Raw genomic sequence first — 16826 nt, 5'->3', positions numbered from 1 at the left:
GTCTTTCAACGTTGTAATGCCGGGTTCCGCTAAAGCGTCATTCCCGCTATCATGGGTTTTGCCTTTGTTTGTTTTTGAGAGACGCGCGGATGCGAGATAAACGTAAAACTCATCCTGAGGCCTCATCGACCCGTTTATTTGACCGGTTGGCTGTTTCTTATCTGAGTGGCGTCGTGGCTTTTATGACGGGTGTTCTGGTCTGGGGCGCACTGGCCGGCTTTAACGCCTTGGGCATATACGCGCCGCCTCTGCCATTCGGCTTTGTGGTGCTGTTCACTATTGCGGTGGGCATTCTCGGTTTCTTTCTTAAAGAAAACCTGGTGTTGACGGTGCTCGCCAAACTATGGCGGTTTCTTGGAATGATGTGGAGATAGGGCGGCCGAGTGGCCGCCCCGTTGCCGTTTAAACCCTGAGCAAGGCCTTGCACATTCTTTCGGAAAGCTGGTCTTCCGTGAATTGCGGCTCGTTGGGTGGATACAGTTCCACTTCATCCAGTTCGAAGCCGTATTCTTTGGCCAGGTTGAGGATTTCCTTCAGTTTCATGCAGGCAAGTAACTTGTCCTTTAATTCAGGGTCAGCTTTCGCCTTTTCTGAAAATGCTTTGATGTCTGCAATTGCCATTGTGTTTTTCTCCTATTGAAGATGATGATTGTGAGTGCTGGCAAGCACTCGGTATAAAAAATCGTTCCTGTTTCCAGCCCGGCCTATACGCTATAAGGCATCTCTATCCAGTCTTTGAGCACGGCGGCATCGCGCGCGGGCAGATAGGCGAAATCGCCGCTGATGTCCTGGAACACGGCGATGCCGGTGCGAGGGGAGACCAGTTGGCCTTTCAGCATGTGAAAGAACCAGGCAAACGGGTAGCCGGCTTGTCGGTCGAAGCGCTTTAACGTGTTGTTGAGAGCATTGCCTTTCTTGCCCGCGACATCGTCCAGCCGGGGGATGTTCTTGTTCTGGGTGTTGAAGATTTCCACGCTGATGATCTGCTCGCCGAAGCGGCCGGTAGTCTGGCGCGGGCGGATGATCCAGTCGTCGGAAAACACGGCTTTTTGGCCGGCGCTGCTGCGGTTCCAGTCGTGCATGAAACGCTGGGCCGGGTGTTCGTCGGTGTGGTATTTATTGATTTCATCCATGAAAACCGGCACGTCGGTTTTACGTCGATAAGTGTAACGGGCCGTACCAATGCTGAATGTCTGCAGCCATTCAGGCTCCAAAGGATCAATAAATTCTTCCAGATCTTCCGGCGGCTTGCGCGGGCTGACCAGCAACCGGTCGGATACTTCGTACGTCTTGTCGATTTCCAGCTGGATGAAATCCTCGGCTTTGCTTCCGGTCTGGATGACGACGTACAGGGTGTTGCCGGTCTGCCGGGTGGCGATCAGGTTTTGTGCCAGCGTGTGATCAATCAGGGTTTGCAGGTCCCGGCCGCATTCGATGAAGGTGCGCTCGGCCCATTCGATCAGGTTGGCGGCAATGCGCTTGCCGGTGATGTCGACGATGCCGCCCAGGCGGTACCATTCTTCGCCGGTCGTTGCCAGGCGTACCGGATAATCGGGTATCAGCTCCTGGATTTTGGCCAGCAGGAATTCGTCGTCGGGCAGGGTGGTTTTGCAGATTTTCGCAAGCTGCTGCCCATCCAGTTGTGGTTTGTCGAAGTGCAGGGGTTGCTTGGACATGCTTAAACTTCCGGTTTCTTATTCCCACACGCAGCCTGGGAATACTGGTTTAGTCGTTGTTGCGCGGCCTCCCGGACGTCCGGCTCCGGATCGTTCAGCAGGCCGGTCAATGCTTCCGGGGTCACGCGCTGGGCAGCCGTGTAGCGCACGACCCAGTCGGGATCTTCGAGCAGGATAACGGCATCGGCGGGGCTCATGCGCTCTGCGACGATGCGCCGGACATCCGGAGCTTCGTCGTTCGCCATCAGCCCCAGGCTGACTTCGGGCAGACGTTCGGCGACGATTTTGCGCACTTGCAGGTCTCGATCGCGGATAAAACGGAACAGGCGGCCCTGCGGCAGTCTTTTGGCGATGGTCAGCCGGACGATATAGTCCCGGTCCTCGGCCATTTTTTCCAGGTCCTCGGGCGCGATGCGGTCGGCGACGGTCATCCTGACTTCCCGGTCCGGGTCGTCGATCAGCTGGTGCAGTTGGGTGACGGGCAGGCGATAGGCCACCGCGCGCCTGACGACTTCGTCTTCGTCATGGATCAGTTCGACCAGTGATTTTTGCGGTGCATAGCGCACGGCGATGGCGCGCCGCTCCCAGAATCTGTCGTGCAGATAATGTTCGGCATAAATGGGGTTTACCCTGAAAAAACGGTCGATCTGCCGGCCGCTCTGGGCAAGCACGCAGGTATCTCCGGGCATGCAGCGGCCCCTGAGCAGCGTTTTGCCGCGGAAGGGGCACAGGCTGCAATCAGCGATCGGAAGCGTGACGGGAGTATCGCGGTCGGACATAGGCGGGCCTGGCTAATCGGGTATGATTTCGGCGACGACGATGCCGGTGGCTACGTCATGGTTATTGGTCAGGCACAGGCAGTGATCGCGCCCGTCAACCAGGTAAATATTGAAATCGTCACGCTCCAGTACCGGTTCGTTATTGGGCAGGTCATCATCCATGCAGTAAGTGAAATGAACGCCAGGGTATTCCTGCCTGAGCGCGGAAAGCGCGATTTCATCGACGCCCATTTGGGCAATTTTTTCGGCAATTTCGCGGGTTTGTTCAACGGTTATCATTCGCTAGCTCTCCTTTCGAATCGAATGCGGTCGGTGGCTTGCACACCCATGGCTTTCGCCAGCCAGGGCGGCGGCGTCTCGGCCAGGACAGCTTGCAGTTTGTTTATCACGGTAGGGATTTCATCGCGTCCGGCCAGCTTGATCGGGTGGATGCCAAGCTTGACGATTTTGGCGGCGGCGGGTCCGCCGACCGAGGCGACGTACAGTAACTGGCAGTCTTTGATCAGTCCGGCGCGAAAAACGTTTTTATCCTCGACTTCGAAGCCGTCCGGCATGGCTGTGTCGCGCAGGTCGATCAGCCGGCTTTCGTCGGCATTGACCTGGTAAATTATGAATCGGGTGCAGGAGCCGAAATGGCCGTCGATATGAATGCCGTCGTCGCTGGCGCAGGCGATGCGCACGGAGCCTGGCATATCGCCATCGGCATAGGCTTCGGTTTCAGGCTCGGCCGGCACTCCCTTGAGCGCGGCTAACCCCCGTTGCAGCACGCTGTCGTCGAAACCTGATAATTCGCCGTCGCAAAGCGTCTTCATATCGGCGATGGTCAGCGCCGCAATTTTTTCTTCATCAATGGGCTGGCCTGCAAACGCAGTCAGTGCGATCAACAGGCGTTTAATGTCGGTACCGGGCATGGCGCGTGCCGCCAGCCCGATACGCAAAGCCAGATCCCGTGAAATCGCGTTCCGGCTCATGGTCTTACGCCGTCAGCGGCAGGATGCAGTTATCAATCGGGCAGACTTTGACGCATTGCGGCTTGTCAAAATCGCCTTCGCATTCGGTGCAGGTTTTGGCATCGATTTTAAAAACAACGGCGCCTTCGGAAATGGACATGGTCGGACAGACCGGCTCGCAGTCGCCGCAGGAAATACAGTCAGCTTCAACTATATATAAGGCCATGGTTAAACTCCTCAATCATCTATACGTTTTGCACGTAGGGTAATAGGAAAGACAGGTGGCACGTCCATCGGCTCGAAGTAGTATTTCGAGCCGTCACTGAGCACGACTTCGCCGCCCCATTTGTCGGGGCTGTCGAACTCGACCGATTCGGCCACTTCTTCCAGATCTTTTTTGGGTACATAGAAGACCAGTTTGCCTTCTCCGTTTTTCTTCAACATGACGCTGGGCATCAGAGTCTCCGTTTAATTTAGGTAGGTCGGGTTAGCGTAGGTAGCGTAACCCGACACAATTGGCATGGATTGTCGGGTTACGCTACGCTAACCCGACCACAATTAACGGATCAAATCGTAGTTGTAGTCCGTGGTTCCCATGCCTTTGGTTTCCTTGTCCAGTTGCTCCAGCACGGCATTCACCAGCGTGGTCAGCATGTAGATGGCGCCTTCGTAACCCAGCGTCGTCATTCTGTGCAGGTGGTGACGGTCGAAAATCGGGAAACCGATGCGGATCAACGGCACTTCGTGCTCTTCGCCTTTGTAGAAGGTGTCGCGCTGGATGAACTTGCCGTAGGAGTTGCCGATCATGAAGTCCGGTTTGTTAGTGAACATCAATGAACGGAAATGCCACAAATCCTTGCCGATATGAACCTGAGTGTTGACACCGTAAGGTGATTCGGCCAGCATTTTGTTCATGGCTTTTTGCCAGCGTTTGTTGGCATGGTTGCACAGCACATCGCTTGGTTCGGCGCCTACTTCGAGCAGGAACTTGGTCATGCCCATGACGAAATCGGCGTCGCCGTACAGGGCGAATTTCTTGCCGTGCAGCCAGGCGTGCGAGTCGGTCATCATGTCAACCAAGCGGCCGCGTTCCAGTTCCAGTGAAGCGGGGATCGGCTTGCCGGTCAGTTCGGAGACTTTCATCAGGAACTGGTCGGTCCATTCCAGGCCCATCGGTATGTTGATGGCGGTAGCCGGTTGATGCCAGGTGTTCTGTACGAACTTTTTGGTTTTGTCCAACTGCCAGGGTTGCAGCAGCAAGGTGTCGATGGCGTTGGGCGCATCCTTGATTTCATCTTGCGTGGTGCCGCCCGCGTACATGCGGAAGGTGCCGTCGGCCGGCGTGTCGAGCACTTCGGAAGGGTCACTCAGCAGCGAGTAGTCGACGCCCATTTCCTTCATCATGCGGTGGATGACGCGGAAGTTGCCCAGATAGGTTTCAAAGCCGGGGACCAGGTTGATCTTGCCGTTGGAGCCGACTTGCTTGTCATCCATGTAGTTCAGGGTGAAATAGCGTGCCATGCCCTCGAACATGTTGTCCCAACCGGTGGTATGACTGCCGACGAAGCTGGGCGTGTGCGCGAAAGGCGTCGGATAATCCTGTTCGACATGGCCGGCTTTTTTGGCGTTGTTGATGAAGGCGTTCAAGTCGTCACCGATGACTTCCGCCATGCAGGTGGTCGATACGGCAATGATGTCGGGGTTGTACAAGGCTTTCGCGTTTTCCAGGCCGGCCATCATGTTTTTCTGGCCGCCGAACACGGCCGCGTCTTCGGTCATGGAATCGGATACGCAGGCAACCGGTTCCTTGAAATGACGGTTGAAGTAAGTGCGGAAATAAGCCACGCAGCCTTGCGAGCCATGCACATAAGGCATGGTTTTCTCAAAACCCAGTGCGCATAATACGGCGCCCAGTGGCTGGCAGGCTTTCGCGGGGTTGACGGTCAGCGCTTCACGATTGAAATTGAGTTCTTGATATTCCTTGGTGGTCGTCCACTCGAATACTTCGTCAATTTGTTCCTGTGGATGGCGTTCTTCGTAGAGCGCGCGCTTGTTGGACAGGTTATCCTTGTATTCATCGTTTCTGAACAAAGGATAACTCGGTTGTATGTTTTCGACTTCTTGACTCATGATAATCTCCTACGCGCCACTAATCTGTGGACGACGTGTTGAAGGATGGCGGTCAAGTGAGGAGACTTGACCGCCAGCTAACATTGTTGGGCTGTTAAAACGCTTGCAGCCGTAGAGTACGCATCCATGGCCTGGCGGCTATCGCGTACCAGTTGATAAGGTGGGCAATACCTGAGGAGCATTGCCTACCCTACCTCCGTATCAAGCGCTGGCAGCCACTGCTACCGCATCGCTTTCCGCTGTTTTCCAGGGCACTTTCACTTGCTTCCAGCACGGGTTGTTCAAGGTCATGTCCATATCGCGGGCGAAGATGGCGAAGCCGTCATAACCGTGGTAAGGGCCTGAATAATCCCAGGAGTGCATTTGCCGGAACGGAATGCCCATTTTCTGGAAGATGTATTTTTCCTTGATGCCGGAGCCGATCAGGTCAGGTTGTACTTTCTTGACGAATTCCTCGAACTCGTAGCCGGTGACATCGTCGTAGAGCAACGTTGCATTGCCCATTTCCTTGATCGTGCGGTCATAGTCGTCGTTATGGCCGAATTCATAACCGGTGCCGACCACTTCCATGCCTAGGTCTTCATAGGCGCCGATCACGTGGCGAGGGCGCAGGCCGCCGACGTAAAGCATGACGCGCTTGCCTTGCAGACGTGGCTTGTATTTAGCGATCACAGCGTCGTATTCAGCCTGGTATTTGGCGATAACCTTTTCCGCGCCGGCCTGGATGGTCTCATCGAAGTGCGCGGCGATTTTGCGCAACGATTCGGCGATTTTGGTTGGGCCGAAGAAGTTGTACTCGATCCAGGGGATGCTGTACTTTTCTTCCATGTGCCGAGCGATGTAGTTCATCGAACGGTAGCAATGGATCAGGTTCAGTTTGACCTTGGGTGTGTTTTCCATTTCCGCGATGGTGCCGTCGCCGGACCATTGAGCGACAACGCGCAGGCCCATTTCCTCGAGCAATGTGCGTGAAGCCCAGGCATCGCCGCCGATGTTGTAATCGCCGATAACCGCCACGTCATAAGGGGAGACTTCATAGCCGGTTTCCTTGCCTTCGTTACCGTCGAGAACCCAGTCACGAATGGCGTCGTTGGCGATATGGTGACCCAATGATTGCGATACGCCGCGGAATCCTTCGCAACGCACTGGAACAACGGGTTTGCCGATTTCCTTGTTGGCTTTTTTAGCGACCGCTTCAATATCGTCGCCGATCAAACCGATCGGGCATTCCGACTGAATGCTGATGCCTTTGTTGAGCGGGAACAGTTCCTCAATTTCATTCATGATCTTCGCGAGCTTTTTATCGCCGCCGAACACGATGTCTTTTTCCGTGAAATCAGAGGTGAAGTTCATGGTGCCGAAGGTATTGACGCCCGTGGTGCCGACGTAATAGTTACGACGGCCGGCGCGCGAATACTGGCCACAGCCGACCGGGCCGTGGGAGATGTGGATCATATCCTTGATCGGGCCCCAGACCACCCCTTTTGAGCCGGCATAAGCACAACCGCGGATAGTCATGACGCCAGGTTGGGATTTACGGTTCGAGGTGATGCATTTGTTGGATTTTTCAAGCGACTGGTCGTTGACCGCTAAATGCTTGGCGCGGTCTTTCTTCGCTTGTTCCGGATAGACTTCAAGCACTTCCTGTATGAGCGCTTCGGTCTCTTCTCTTGTCATTGCTGCCATGTTGTTTCTCCTACTTATGCCGTGGGCAATCCCCCAACAGACAAGTTTTAGGACTGGAGAGCGGCGGCACCGCCCTCCAGTATTTCGTGACGGATTTTTACGCTTCTGCTACCGCGGTTTGGCCGATGATAGACTCGTCTTCTTCGTCCATCAGACCGAATTCCATCATTAACTCTTCCAGTTCATCCATGGAGATCGGTTGCGGAATAACGAGGTTTTTGTTATCGCGGATTTTCAGCGCCAGTTGACGGTACTCGTCGGCTTGTTTAGCTTTTGGATCGTATTCGATAACGGTCATGCGGCGGATTTCAGCGCGTTGCACAACGTTGTCGCGTGGTACGAAGTGAATCATTTGCGTGCCGATTTTTTCGGCCAGCGCCATGATCAGTTCGTCTTCACGAGCCGTGTTGCGAGAGTTGCAGATCAGACCGGCCAGACGCACGCTGCCTGAGTTGGCGTATTTAACGATGCCTTTGGCAATGTTGTTGGCTGCGTACATGGCCATCATTTCGCCCGAGCAAACGATGTAAATTTCCTGCGCCTTGTTTTCACGGATTGGCATGGCAAAGCCGCCACACACAACATCCCCAAGAACATCATAAAAAACGAAATCGAGTTCATCATCATAGGCTCCTTCTTCCTCGAGGAAGTTAATGGCCGTGATTACACCGCGGCCGGCACAGCCGACGCCGGGCTCAGGGCCGCCTGATTCAACGCATTTGACGCCGCCGAAGCCGACTTTCAATACATCTTCCAGTTCAAGATCTTCAACGCTGCCGGCTTCAGCCGCCAGACTCATGATGGTTGTTTGCGCTTTAGAGTGCAGCATCAAGCGTGTAGAATCGGCTTTCGGGTCGCAGCCGACGATCATCACTTTGTTGCCGGCTTCTGCAAGCGCGGCGACCAGGTTCTGTGTTGTAGTGGATTTACCAATTCCACCTTTACCGTAAATTGCACATTGACGTAATGCCATGATTTTCTCCTTACATAGAACGTTGTTGTTGGTTACGCAAGAGATAATGAGCAAAGCCCGTGCCAAACGCTAAAAACAATAATATGTTGTTGATTTGACAGTAAAAAGTCGAGTGCTTGGCAGATTGTGCCTGCGTTGTATTACGGACATTTTGTAGGGTTTATGTCGGCTTGTTCACAGTGGCGCGTTTGTAGCGCGGCTGACGCCTTAGCGGCAATTTGGCCTTGAAGCCTTCGCTCCGATATCCCTTCAGGTGAAGGCCGTTTCCGTGGGCGCGATGCCTTTAGGGTACACATCGCGACTTGCCGGGCGATTTTGATCGCGATGCAGGCATCGCCCGTACCACCGTTACCCGCATTTAGAAAACAAGGCCATTATTCAATGACCAATCCTGAACGGGTCGGCATAACCATCTGTCTGTGACGTAACGTCTGGTATTAAAAAAAGAAAAATGGACAATTTGTCGGAAATGTCGGGAACAGCACAATCGGTGTTGAATGCAGAGGCGTTATTAAACAACCCTGAAGGCAATAAGTGATTGTTATTTATAAGGTCGGGAGTGTTTGGCGGCAATTGGAGTGATTTTTGCTTTAGTTACGGACATACCTATCAGTCATAAAGGAGTTAACCATGTCTTCCGATGTATTTTCCGAAATATTAAGCGGTCTTTACGATAATAAAGTCGTGCCTTATTTAGGCCCCGGCGTGCTTTTTGATGCCACCAATAAGGCAACCGGCGAGCCGATGCCGGCCGACAGCACCAGCCTGATTCTGGCCATGAACAATGGCCAGCCCATGGCGCCCAAGCTTATGTACGAATTTCCCAGGGCGGCCATGAATCAGGAATTGAAACGGGGCAGGAATTTTCTGGGCCAGTTCCTCACCAAGGTTTATGGTGAAACGGAATGGACGCGCGCCACTTTGCATGATTGGCTGAACGAATGGCGGCCGGCTTATGTGATCGATATCAATCGGGATACTCAGTTGCAGGACAGCTATGCCGACGAGGAACATACGTTGATTACGGGCATAGCAAGAATCGCGGCCCAGCCGAACCGTTATAAGCTGTACCATTATGATGGCAGCGATTATTTCGAAATTCCGGAAGAACAAGTCGATCGGCGCTTGCCGATTTTGTTCAAGCCGATGGGCACGCCCAGGCCCGAGGCCAACTATATTGCTTCGGATGCCGATTATGTCGATTACATCACCGAACTGATGGGCGGCTTCGCTATCCCCGAGTTCCTTAAGGAGTACCGCAAGCAGAAGCAGTACCTGTTGATCGGCATGCCTTTAAACCGCGATTCCGAGCGCATGGTCATGAGCGATATCGTGTATGCCGCGGCCGAGCCTAAAGGCTGGGTTTTAAACAAAAATCCGACCGACAAGGAAAAACGCTTCTGCAAGAAAATGGGCCTGGAAATTATCGATGCCGGTGTGGAAGACCTGCTCGATGCGGCCGGTTTTCTGGCGCCTTATAAAAAAACGGCTTAGAAAGCGTTCGTGATCTTCGTAGTGAATAAGGCTTTTATGTTGTTTTTACTCATTCTTTTATAGCCCCGTTCGCGGGCGAATCCGCCTATCTAAGTATACAAAACGACGCAAGGCACAGAGGGTGAAGTCCCCCTGTGCCTTGCGTCGTTTTTTTATAAGGCTTGCGTGGCAATCGTTAAAAATTAATGATTATAAATCATAAGGGTACTGTTTATCGTTCAAGCGGGTCTTGACGCTGATGCCTGAAAAATTCATAGTGAGGTTTAATCTTTATCACCGGCAGCGATTGCCGGTTGTTCAGTCGTTATCAGAAAACAGGTATATCAGCATGCATGCTCGCGCACTTAAACTCTTGCAGCATCATCATGATTTTGCAGTGATTCATAAAAAAGGCGAAAGACGGACCAAACAGGTACTCGTTCTTACCTTCCTGACCATGGTCGTGGAAATTACGGCCGGCACGGTGTTCGGGTCGATGGCGCTACTCGCCGACGGTTGGCACATGGGCACGCACGTGGCCGCTTTCATGATTACGATCATCGCCTACCGCTATTCCCGCGTCCATGCCCATGACGATACTTTTGCCTTCAGTCCCGGCAAGGTAGGGGTCCTGGGCGGTTTCGCCAGCTCTATTGCATTGGGCGCCGTGGCCCTGATGATGATCGTCGAGTCGACGGAACGCCTGCTGGAACCGCGCATCATCCACTTCGATGAAGCCATTGCCGTCGCGGCTTTCGGTTTGATGATCAACCTGATCAGCGCCTTGTTGCTGCGGGACCATCATCACCATCCTCATGGTCATGCTCATCATCACGATCAAAACCTTAAGGCCGCTTATATGCATGTGCTGGCCGATGCGCTCACGTCCGTGCTGGCCATCATCGCGCTGGTATCTGGGAAATATTACGGGTGGAACTGGCTGGATCCGGTCATGGGTATGGTCGGCGCGTTGGTTATCGTGCGCTGGTCCTATGGTCTCATGAAAGAGACCAGCCCGATCCTGATCGATGAAAGCATCGATGCCCGCTATAAAATAGCGGTCAAGAAAAAAATAGAAAGCGACGCCGATAACCGCGTGTCAGACCTGCATATCTGGCGTGTGGGCCCCAACCACTTCGCCATCATTTTATCGGTGGTCTCGCACACGCCTAAAGCCCCGCAATATTACAAAGCGCTGCTGAAGGATTTCCACAAGCTGTCGCATATTACCGTTGAGGTCAATAAATGTTACGGGGATGATTGCATAGTCGAGGAATAATGCGTTGCCGGGATGAATGGATTTGGCCCGGAACGCCCCGCTTAGTAATGGGCATGAAATAAATCAGGGAATTGTAGGTGCGAATTCATTCGCACAGTGCGAATACCCTAAAGGGCACAAGTACCCATAGGGCATAAATGAATTCGCACCTACACCGGAAATTCTCCGCGCACTTGAGGAAGTTATTTTATGCGCGTTCCTTAGCAGGTGTTATAACATTGCAAGGCATGCCATTTCCATAATTCGCCGACTCAGTCTGATTCCGAAAAGGTGCGCGCTGCGCACCCTGCGTTAACGATTGCCCAAACCGGAACCTATTCGTTCAAACAACGGCCAAAGCGTTAACGATACCAGAGGTTCGAGATTCCCTATTCACGGGTAAGGCTATTATGAAAATCCATCCCCCGCTTTATTACGGCGACTATCTGCAACTGCCCAAAATCCTGAATGCCCAGGCGCCTGAAAGCGCGAAATACGGGCAAGAGGTTCACGACGAGACGCTGTTCATCGTGATTCATCAAACCTACGAACTCTGGTTCAAGCAGATCCTGCATGAGCTGGATTCCATCCGCCAGATCATGGCCCGGCCGTTCGTGCCCTCCACGGACCTGTACATCATCAATGCCCGCCTGAAAAGAGTCACGACCATTCAACAGATTTTGATCGATCAGATTCAGGTCATGGAAACCATGACCACGCTGGATTTCATGGAATTCAGGGATTATCTGGTGCCGGCTTCCGGTTTTCAAAGCCTGCAGTTTCGTCTGGTGGAGGCGGCGTTAGGCATCAGGCCTGAACACCGGATGGATATTGAAAAGCAGTTCATCAATTCCCGCCTCAAACCGGAAGACAGGAAAACGCTGGCACAGGCGGAAAACAACACCAGTATCTTCGAGCTGTTGGAGGAGTGGCTGGCGCGCATGCCTTTTTCGCAATTTGAAGGCTATGATTTCTGGGGCGAGTATTCGCTGGCCGTGCATAAGATGCTCAAACAGGATTATGAGATCATCTTGAACAATCCGGGCCTGGACGAGCCCTTGCGGGCGATGGAGCTGAAAAACCTGGAAACGACGCGCGAAACCTTCGCGACACTGCTGAATGCCGATAAATTCGCCGAACAGCGGGCGCAGGGCAAAATCAGGCTGTCGCAGAAAGCGATGCTGTCGGCCGTGTTCATTTTTCTGTACCGCGATTATCCGGCCCTGCAAATGCCTTTTGAAATTCTCAGTGCTCTGGTCGAGGTGGATGAAAAGTTCACGACCTGGCGCTTTCGCCATGCGCTCATGGTGCACAGGATACTCGGCATTAAAATCGGAACCGGCGGCTCTTCGGGGCATGAATACCTGAAACTGACGACGGAAAGAAACCGCGCGTTTCTGGACCTGTTCAATCTGGCTACCTTTCTGATGCCCAAATCCATGGCGCCGGCATTGCCCGGGGCCATTAAGGACCAGCTGGATATCGTCTATGACGCTTTCCAATCCTAAGCGCTACTACAGGCGTTTTTTGCAAGGCCATGCGGGGAAACTGCATTTTCGCGCCCATTCCCATCATTTCTGGCCCGATGTCAGCCGCGAGGCGCAAATCGCCTGCTGGGACGACTGCGCCAGCCTGAGCGATGAAAAATGGGGCAGGATTTTTTCCGAGACGCTGCCGAAAACGCAACGCCACATCGCGAGAATCCTGGGCCTGAAAGATACCCGGCAAATCGCCCTGGCACCGAACACTCATGAGCTTTCCGTCCGGCTGCTGTCGCTTTTCCTGGGCCGGACACATTTAAAGATACTTACCACAACCAGCGAATTTCATTCCTGGCGTCGGCAATTTCTCAGATTAATGGAAATTCCCGGAATTAGCATTCATCAGGTTGATGCGGCGAATTTTCCTCGGGAGAGAGCCGCTTTCCTGGACGGCATGCGTTCAGCGCTTGCCGACAGGCACGACCTGGTTTTTCTGAGCCAGGTTTTCTTTGATTCGGGCGCGGCCTTGACTGATGCCGATATGGCGTCGCTGGTTGACGCGGCCCCTGATTCGACGCTTTTTGTCGTCGACGGCTATCACGGCTTCGCGGCCATTCCCTGTAACCTGTCCAGTCTGGAGGGGCGGCTTTTCTATCTGGGCGGCGGCTACAAATACGGTCAGGGCGGCGAGGGCATAGGCTTTATGGTCATCCCGAAAGGCCACTGGCGGCCGGCCGACACGGGCTGGTATGCCGAGTTCGCGCAACTGTCCAGGCCGGCCGGTATGACCGTCGGTTACCCGGACGATGCCATGGCCTTCATGGGCTCGACGCAGGACCCGAGCGGTTTTTATCGGTTTAACGCCGTCTGGGATTTGTTCGAGTCCGATGGCATCGACACGCGAAGCATTCACGATTATGTCGTGAGGCTGCAAAAGACCTTTCTTGACCATCTGCCACAAACCTTCTGCCAGGGCTGGTCACTGACGCCGTTGTTTGATCCTGCCCTGGACTGGCACGGGCATTTTCTGACCTACGAGGCCTGTTCCTTGGAAAGCGCCGAAAAGTGCCTGCAAATTCTGGACAGTAACGGTATCCTGATCGATCGCAGGGGAAGGCGGTTGAGGTTCGGGTTCGGGCTTTATCAGGATGAAGCCGATGTGGTTGAGCTTTGCCGGCGGCTTCGGAAATCGGCGGTCAATGGCTGATGGCGCGGCGAGCGGCATAACCCTCTGTCTGTGCGTAACGTCAGTTAATTCACGAGAACTGATTGGGTTGCAGACATGCTGAGCCATAAACTCCACGCCGAAAAAATATTGGATTGCGAGACCTGAGCCCATTGAGATGCCCTTTGCATTGACTTCGGCGGGCCATCCTGGATCGCCGCAACGACTATCCAGGACGACACTCGTACAACCATGGACGACTATTGGCCGAATGCCTTCAGCGCCGCCTCCTGCAATTCCTCCATACTCACATCCCGTATATGCGTGGCGATCGACCAGTGATGACCATACGGATCTTCAAGATAGCCGTAGCGATCGCCCCAGAACATCTCTTCGACCGGCATCCGGATAGCGGCACCCGCTCTGACGGCCTGTTCGAAGAGCGCATCCACGTCTTCGACCTGAAGATGAATGGCGACCGGCGAACCTTTGAGCGACTTGGGTCCGAACGAGCCGCAGTCCGGGAACTCATCGGCCAGCATGATTGCCGAATCGCCAATTCTGATGCAGGCATGGATGAGTTTGCCCTGAGGCCCCGACAGACGCATCATTTCGACGGCATTGAATGCCTGTTTGTAGAATTCAATGGCCTCGGCGGCTCCGGCGCAAACCAAATGCGGCGTTACCGTGCGCAGCCAATCTGGGATAGGGTTTACTTGCGGCATGTGTTTTCTCCTTCCGGTTTCAGTTTAGTTTTCAAAGTCGGGATGTTTTTAAGAACAGATTCGACTGTCTGAGTCCAGCCTTCGCCACATAATCGAACGGAGAAGTGCGAATTCGACAGTATTTTTAAAGCCAACACTCATACGGTCCTAGCCTCAGCCTCCTCCAGCGTGCGGAAGCATTCGATTACCTCGCTGTCGCCGAAATCATCCAGCTCAAACAACTGACGCACCTCGATCTCCGCATCAGCGCCATCTCCGACGGGATTGGGAAAGCGCAAGGTCCACTCGATCGCTTCCGCCCTCGAATTCGCCTGAATCACCGTATAGCCGGCGATCAGCTCCTTGGTTTCCGCAAACGGCCCGTCGATTACACTGCGCTTTTCTCCGGAATACTGTATGCGCCACCCGTTTGAGCTCGGCTTTAGTCCCGATCCATCGAGCAGCATGCCGGCTTCCGCCAGTTCCTCGTGGAATTTCGCCATGCTGGTTAACAGTTTCTCTCCGGGCATAACGCCGGCTTCAGAGTCTTGAGTGGCCTTGACTATAATCATGAATCGCATTGTTTATTCTCCTGGTGACATGGGTTTTGAACCGGGTTTCTTACGTTTTTACTGCGGTTCTGCCTATTAGTCGAATGAGGCGAAGCGAAATCGACACGATGATCGACAATTTTTACGGCAGGGGCGATATATCTGCGTTATGGTGTCTTCCGGCCTCGACCATTTCCCGGATCGGCCGGATGGGCCGAACCTCGATACTGCCCACGCGCGCCGGCGGGATCTTCGCAGCAAGCTGGATCGCTTCATTCAAATCCCTGGCCTCGATGAGATAAAACCCGGCCAGTTGCTCCTTGGTCTCGGCGAAAGGGCCATCGGTAATGGATACCTTGCCATTGCGAACCCGCACGGTAGTGGCGGTTTCGATCGGCTGTAGCGCCTCCGAGGCAATACAATGCCCGCTTTTGCGGAGCGCCACGTCGTAAGCCAGACATTCCTCATCCTTCGGACTTTCGGGCAAGGCGTGCAGTTTTTCTTCCTCGCTGTAGACCAGGCATAGATATTTCATGATTGCCTCCTTATTCATAATCGAAAAAACTTGATGACACCCTATAGTCGATCGGCCTGTCCCGAAATCGACAATGCGCCGATCAATTTTGCAGCTCGGCCAGTCGCCGCGCCAAAAAACGCCGCTCAGGTTCCTGGCGGGCAAGATTGAGGGCTTGCCGGTAAGCCGTTCTTGCCTGTTCCATCCGGCCGAGCCGGCGACACATGTCCGCTCGCGCCGAATGCGCCAGGTGATAGTCGGCAAGATCGCCGCGTGCAAGCAGGGCATCGATCAGATCAAGGCCCGCTTCCGGGCCGTCCCGCATGGCTATCGCCACCGCACGATTCAGTTCAACCACCGGCGAGGACGTTGCCTGTAACAGCAGATCGTAAAGTCCGACGATTTCCCGCCAGTCGGTTTCGCCGGTATTGGGAGCCTGCGCATGAACAGCTGCAATAGCCGACTGCAGCGTGTAGACGCCGATGCTTTTCGATCTGAATGCCCGCATAACCAGTGTCAGGCCCTCTGCAATCTGCCCGCGGTTCCAAAGCGAGCGGTCCTGCTCGTCCAGCAGGATCAGATCGCCTTCCGGCGATGTGCGGGCGGCGCGGCGCGAGTCATGCAGCAGCATCAGCGCCAGCAGGCCGACTGCTTCCGACTCCTCCGGCAGGAGTTCGGCCAGGAGCCTGCCGAGACGGATAGCCTCGCCCGAGAGATCATGCCGCGTCAGATCGCTGCCGGCAGAGGCCGAATAACCTTCGTTGAATACCAGATAAATTACCCGCAGAACCGCATCCAGCCGGTCCGGCAACGCCTCGTGCGCAGGCACTTCATACGGAATGCGGGCATCGCGGATTTTCGCCTTGGCGCGCACGATGCGCTGCGCCACTGTCGTGGGTGAAACAAGAAAGGCGCGGGCGATTTCTTCCGTCGTGAGGCCGCATACTTCGCGCAGGGTTAAAGCAATCCGGGAATCAAACGTTAAAGCCGGGTGGCTGCAAATAAAAATCAGTCTGAGATGATCATCCTCGACACCCTCATTCTGCCTCGCCGCCGCGTCGTCGACGGCTATGCCGGCCTGCTCATCAAGGCCATCCAGCGTATCGAAGCGGGCATGACGCCGCCTGTTGTCGATGGCTTTAAAACGGCCGGCCGACACCAGCCAGGCCCGGGGATTGGCCGGCACGCCGTCTTGCGGCCACTGTTCCAGCGCGGCCCGGAATGCATCGTGCAAAGCTTCTTCCGCGAGATCAAAGTCTCCCAGCAGGCGAATCAAGGTCGCCAGTACGCGCCGCGACTCGGTCCGGTAAACCGCTTCCAGGGTTTTGCTCAGGTTGGGATCGGTATTTTTGCTCAAGGGTGCTACCTGGTCTTATCTTCTTTTTGGCGAGCGAACAGTCAATATAGTATCGGTTTGAGAATGGTTGTCACCCTGAAATTTGGCAGCACACCGTCATCGCTGGTGATGGCGGTGTGCTGAATTGGG

General features: G+C 54.2%; 19 protein-coding genes. 5 read left to right on the top strand and 14 right to left on the bottom strand.

From position 1 onward, the window contains the following. Positions 1 to 89: 89 nt before the first annotated feature. Complete coding sequence (locus EK22_RS22215) at positions 90 to 374, top strand: hypothetical protein (RefSeq protein ID WP_036254569.1); 285 nt, start codon at positions 90 to 92, stop codon at positions 372 to 374. Between the two features lie 28 nt (positions 375 to 402). Here the strand turns inward: EK22_RS22215 and EK22_RS22210 are convergent, their stop codons facing one another. The 10 genes from EK22_RS22210 to nifH all read right to left on the bottom strand — a co-directional run bounded on the left by EK22_RS22210 (position 403) and on the right by nifH (position 8194). Beyond that, positions 403 to 621 carry a Nif11-like leader peptide family natural product precursor gene (locus EK22_RS22210; RefSeq protein WP_020159944.1) on the bottom strand — a complete coding sequence of 73 codons (219 nt, stop codon included), beginning with the start codon at positions 619 to 621 and terminating at the stop codon, positions 403 to 405. An 83-nt stretch (positions 622 to 704) separates the two neighbouring features. Beyond that, entirely contained in the window at positions 705 to 1676 is a 972-nt protein-coding gene (locus tag EK22_RS22205) for a hypothetical protein (RefSeq protein ID WP_051962032.1), read from the bottom strand. A gap of 2 nt (positions 1677 to 1678) precedes the next feature. Beyond that, entirely contained in the window at positions 1679 to 2455 is a 777-nt protein-coding gene (locus tag EK22_RS22200) for a 4Fe4S-binding leucine-rich repeat protein (protein WP_036254567.1), read from the bottom strand. A gap of 12 nt (positions 2456 to 2467) precedes the next feature. Next, the gene (locus tag EK22_RS22195; RefSeq protein WP_036254563.1) at positions 2468 to 2734 is read right to left on the bottom strand and encodes a DUF6129 family protein; all 267 of its coding nucleotides are present in this window, start codon (positions 2732 to 2734) and stop codon (positions 2468 to 2470) included. Continuing rightward, on the bottom strand, positions 2731 to 3426 hold the full coding sequence (locus tag EK22_RS22190) for a dinitrogenase iron-molybdenum cofactor biosynthesis protein (protein WP_036254560.1): 696 nt from the start codon (positions 3424 to 3426) through the stop codon (positions 2731 to 2733). Before EK22_RS22190 ends, EK22_RS22195 begins: the two co-directional genes overlap by 4 nt. Positions 3427 to 3430: 4 nt before the next feature. Then, a complete protein-coding gene (locus tag EK22_RS22185) occupies positions 3431 to 3631 on the bottom strand; it encodes a 4Fe-4S binding protein (RefSeq protein ID WP_020159949.1) in 201 nt (66 codons plus the stop codon). 11 nt (positions 3632 to 3642) lie between these two features. After that, a complete protein-coding gene (nifT, locus tag EK22_RS22180; RefSeq protein ID WP_020159950.1) occupies positions 3643 to 3861 on the bottom strand; it encodes a putative nitrogen fixation protein NifT in 219 nt (72 codons plus the stop codon). 102 nt (positions 3862 to 3963) lie between these two features. Continuing rightward, positions 3964 to 5535 (bottom strand): nitrogenase molybdenum-iron protein subunit beta, encoded by a 1572-nt coding sequence (gene nifK, locus EK22_RS22175; RefSeq protein WP_036254559.1) that lies wholly within the window; start codon positions 5533 to 5535, stop codon positions 3964 to 3966. Positions 5536 to 5736: 201 nt separating this feature from the next. Beyond that, complete coding sequence (gene nifD / locus EK22_RS22170; RefSeq protein WP_036254558.1) at positions 5737 to 7221, bottom strand: nitrogenase molybdenum-iron protein alpha chain; 1485 nt, start codon at positions 7219 to 7221, stop codon at positions 5737 to 5739. Between the two features lie 97 nt (positions 7222 to 7318). After that, positions 7319 to 8194: a nitrogenase iron protein gene (nifH, locus tag EK22_RS22165; protein ID WP_020159953.1), complete on the bottom strand. Its 876-nt coding sequence runs from the start codon at positions 8192 to 8194 to the stop codon at positions 7319 to 7321. Positions 8195 to 8824: 630 nt separating this feature from the next. Between nifH and EK22_RS22160 the strand changes: the two genes are divergently transcribed. The 4 genes from EK22_RS22160 (at position 8825) to EK22_RS22145 (ending at position 13613) form a co-directional block, all read left to right on the top strand. Further along, positions 8825 to 9688 (top strand): SIR2 family protein, encoded by an 864-nt coding sequence (locus tag EK22_RS22160; RefSeq protein ID WP_036254556.1) that lies wholly within the window; start codon positions 8825 to 8827, stop codon positions 9686 to 9688. A gap of 328 nt (positions 9689 to 10016) precedes the next feature. Continuing rightward, positions 10017 to 10946 carry a CDF family Co(II)/Ni(II) efflux transporter DmeF gene (gene dmeF, locus EK22_RS22155; RefSeq protein WP_027147369.1) on the top strand — a complete coding sequence of 310 codons (930 nt, stop codon included), beginning with the start codon at positions 10017 to 10019 and terminating at the stop codon, positions 10944 to 10946. Between the two features lie 389 nt (positions 10947 to 11335). Continuing rightward, positions 11336 to 12433: a tryptophan 2,3-dioxygenase family protein gene (locus tag EK22_RS22150; protein WP_020159956.1), complete on the top strand. Its 1098-nt coding sequence runs from the start codon at positions 11336 to 11338 to the stop codon at positions 12431 to 12433. Beyond that, the gene (locus EK22_RS22145) at positions 12414 to 13613 is read left to right on the top strand and encodes an aminotransferase class V-fold PLP-dependent enzyme (protein ID WP_020159957.1); all 1200 of its coding nucleotides are present in this window, start codon (positions 12414 to 12416) and stop codon (positions 13611 to 13613) included. The genes EK22_RS22150 and EK22_RS22145 overlap by 20 nt, the downstream gene beginning before the upstream one ends. Positions 13614 to 13831: 218 nt before the next feature. Here EK22_RS22145 and EK22_RS22140 read toward each other — a convergent pair whose 3' ends face one another. The 4 genes from EK22_RS22140 to EK22_RS22125 form a co-directional block, all read right to left on the bottom strand. Then, entirely contained in the window at positions 13832 to 14296 is a 465-nt protein-coding gene (locus EK22_RS22140; RefSeq protein ID WP_020159958.1) for a VOC family protein, read from the bottom strand. A 137-nt stretch (positions 14297 to 14433) separates the two neighbouring features. Continuing rightward, positions 14434 to 14856, bottom strand: coding sequence for a YciI family protein (locus tag EK22_RS22135; protein WP_020159959.1), 423 nt, complete (start codon positions 14854 to 14856; stop codon positions 14434 to 14436). 112 nt (positions 14857 to 14968) lie between these two features. Next, a complete protein-coding gene (locus tag EK22_RS22130) occupies positions 14969 to 15361 on the bottom strand; it encodes a YciI family protein (protein WP_020159960.1) in 393 nt (130 codons plus the stop codon). A gap of 82 nt (positions 15362 to 15443) precedes the next feature. Further along, positions 15444 to 16697, bottom strand: coding sequence for an RNA polymerase sigma factor (locus EK22_RS22125; protein WP_020159961.1), 1254 nt, complete (start codon positions 16695 to 16697; stop codon positions 15444 to 15446). Positions 16698 to 16826 lie beyond the last annotated feature (129 nt).

Origin of the sequence: Methylobacter sp. BBA5.1, assembly GCF_000746145.1 — a bacterium.
Taxonomy (GTDB): Bacteria; Pseudomonadota; Gammaproteobacteria; order Methylococcales; family Methylomonadaceae; genus Methylobacter; species Methylobacter marinus.
This window is presented reverse-complemented; position numbering and strand designations above follow the sequence as displayed.

What these genes read in the sequence shown, in the direction of transcription:
- EK22_RS22160 (WP_036254556.1), top strand. Translation starts at nt 8,825, where the DNA reads ATGTCTTCCGATGTATTTTCCGAAATATTAAGCGGTCTTTACGATAAT.
- EK22_RS22205 (WP_051962032.1), bottom strand. Translation starts at nt 1,676, where the DNA reads ATGTCCAAGCAACCCCTGCACTTCGACAAACCACAACTGGATGGGCAG.
- EK22_RS22135 (WP_020159959.1), bottom strand. Translation starts at nt 14,856, where the DNA reads ATGCGATTCATGATTATAGTCAAGGCCACTCAAGACTCTGAAGCCGGC.
- EK22_RS22190 (WP_036254560.1), bottom strand. Translation starts at nt 3,426, where the DNA reads ATGAGCCGGAACGCGATTTCACGGGATCTGGCTTTGCGTATCGGGCTG.
- nifD (WP_036254558.1), bottom strand. Translation starts at nt 7,221, where the DNA reads ATGGCAGCAATGACAAGAGAAGAGACCGAAGCGCTCATACAGGAAGTG.
- nifK (WP_036254559.1), bottom strand. Translation starts at nt 5,535, where the DNA reads ATGAGTCAAGAAGTCGAAAACATACAACCGAGTTATCCTTTGTTCAGA.
- EK22_RS22200 (WP_036254567.1), bottom strand. Translation starts at nt 2,455, where the DNA reads ATGTCCGACCGCGATACTCCCGTCACGCTTCCGATCGCTGATTGCAGC.
- dmeF (WP_027147369.1), top strand. Translation starts at nt 10,017, where the DNA reads ATGCATGCTCGCGCACTTAAACTCTTGCAGCATCATCATGATTTTGCA.
- nifT (WP_020159950.1), bottom strand. Translation starts at nt 3,861, where the DNA reads ATGCCCAGCGTCATGTTGAAGAAAAACGGAGAAGGCAAACTGGTCTTC.
- EK22_RS22185 (WP_020159949.1), bottom strand. Translation starts at nt 3,631, where the DNA reads ATGGCCTTATATATAGTTGAAGCTGACTGTATTTCCTGCGGCGACTGC.
- EK22_RS22195 (WP_036254563.1), bottom strand. Translation starts at nt 2,734, where the DNA reads ATGATAACCGTTGAACAAACCCGCGAAATTGCCGAAAAAATTGCCCAA.
- EK22_RS22130 (WP_020159960.1), bottom strand. Translation starts at nt 15,361, where the DNA reads ATGAAATATCTATGCCTGGTCTACAGCGAGGAAGAAAAACTGCACGCC.
- EK22_RS22215 (WP_036254569.1), top strand. Translation starts at nt 90, where the DNA reads ATGCGAGATAAACGTAAAACTCATCCTGAGGCCTCATCGACCCGTTTA.
- EK22_RS22145 (WP_020159957.1), top strand. Translation starts at nt 12,414, where the DNA reads ATGACGCTTTCCAATCCTAAGCGCTACTACAGGCGTTTTTTGCAAGGC.
- EK22_RS22210 (WP_020159944.1), bottom strand. Translation starts at nt 621, where the DNA reads ATGGCAATTGCAGACATCAAAGCATTTTCAGAAAAGGCGAAAGCTGAC.
- EK22_RS22150 (WP_020159956.1), top strand. Translation starts at nt 11,336, where the DNA reads ATGAAAATCCATCCCCCGCTTTATTACGGCGACTATCTGCAACTGCCC.
- EK22_RS22140 (WP_020159958.1), bottom strand. Translation starts at nt 14,296, where the DNA reads ATGCCGCAAGTAAACCCTATCCCAGATTGGCTGCGCACGGTAACGCCG.
- nifH (WP_020159953.1), bottom strand. Translation starts at nt 8,194, where the DNA reads ATGGCATTACGTCAATGTGCAATTTACGGTAAAGGTGGAATTGGTAAA.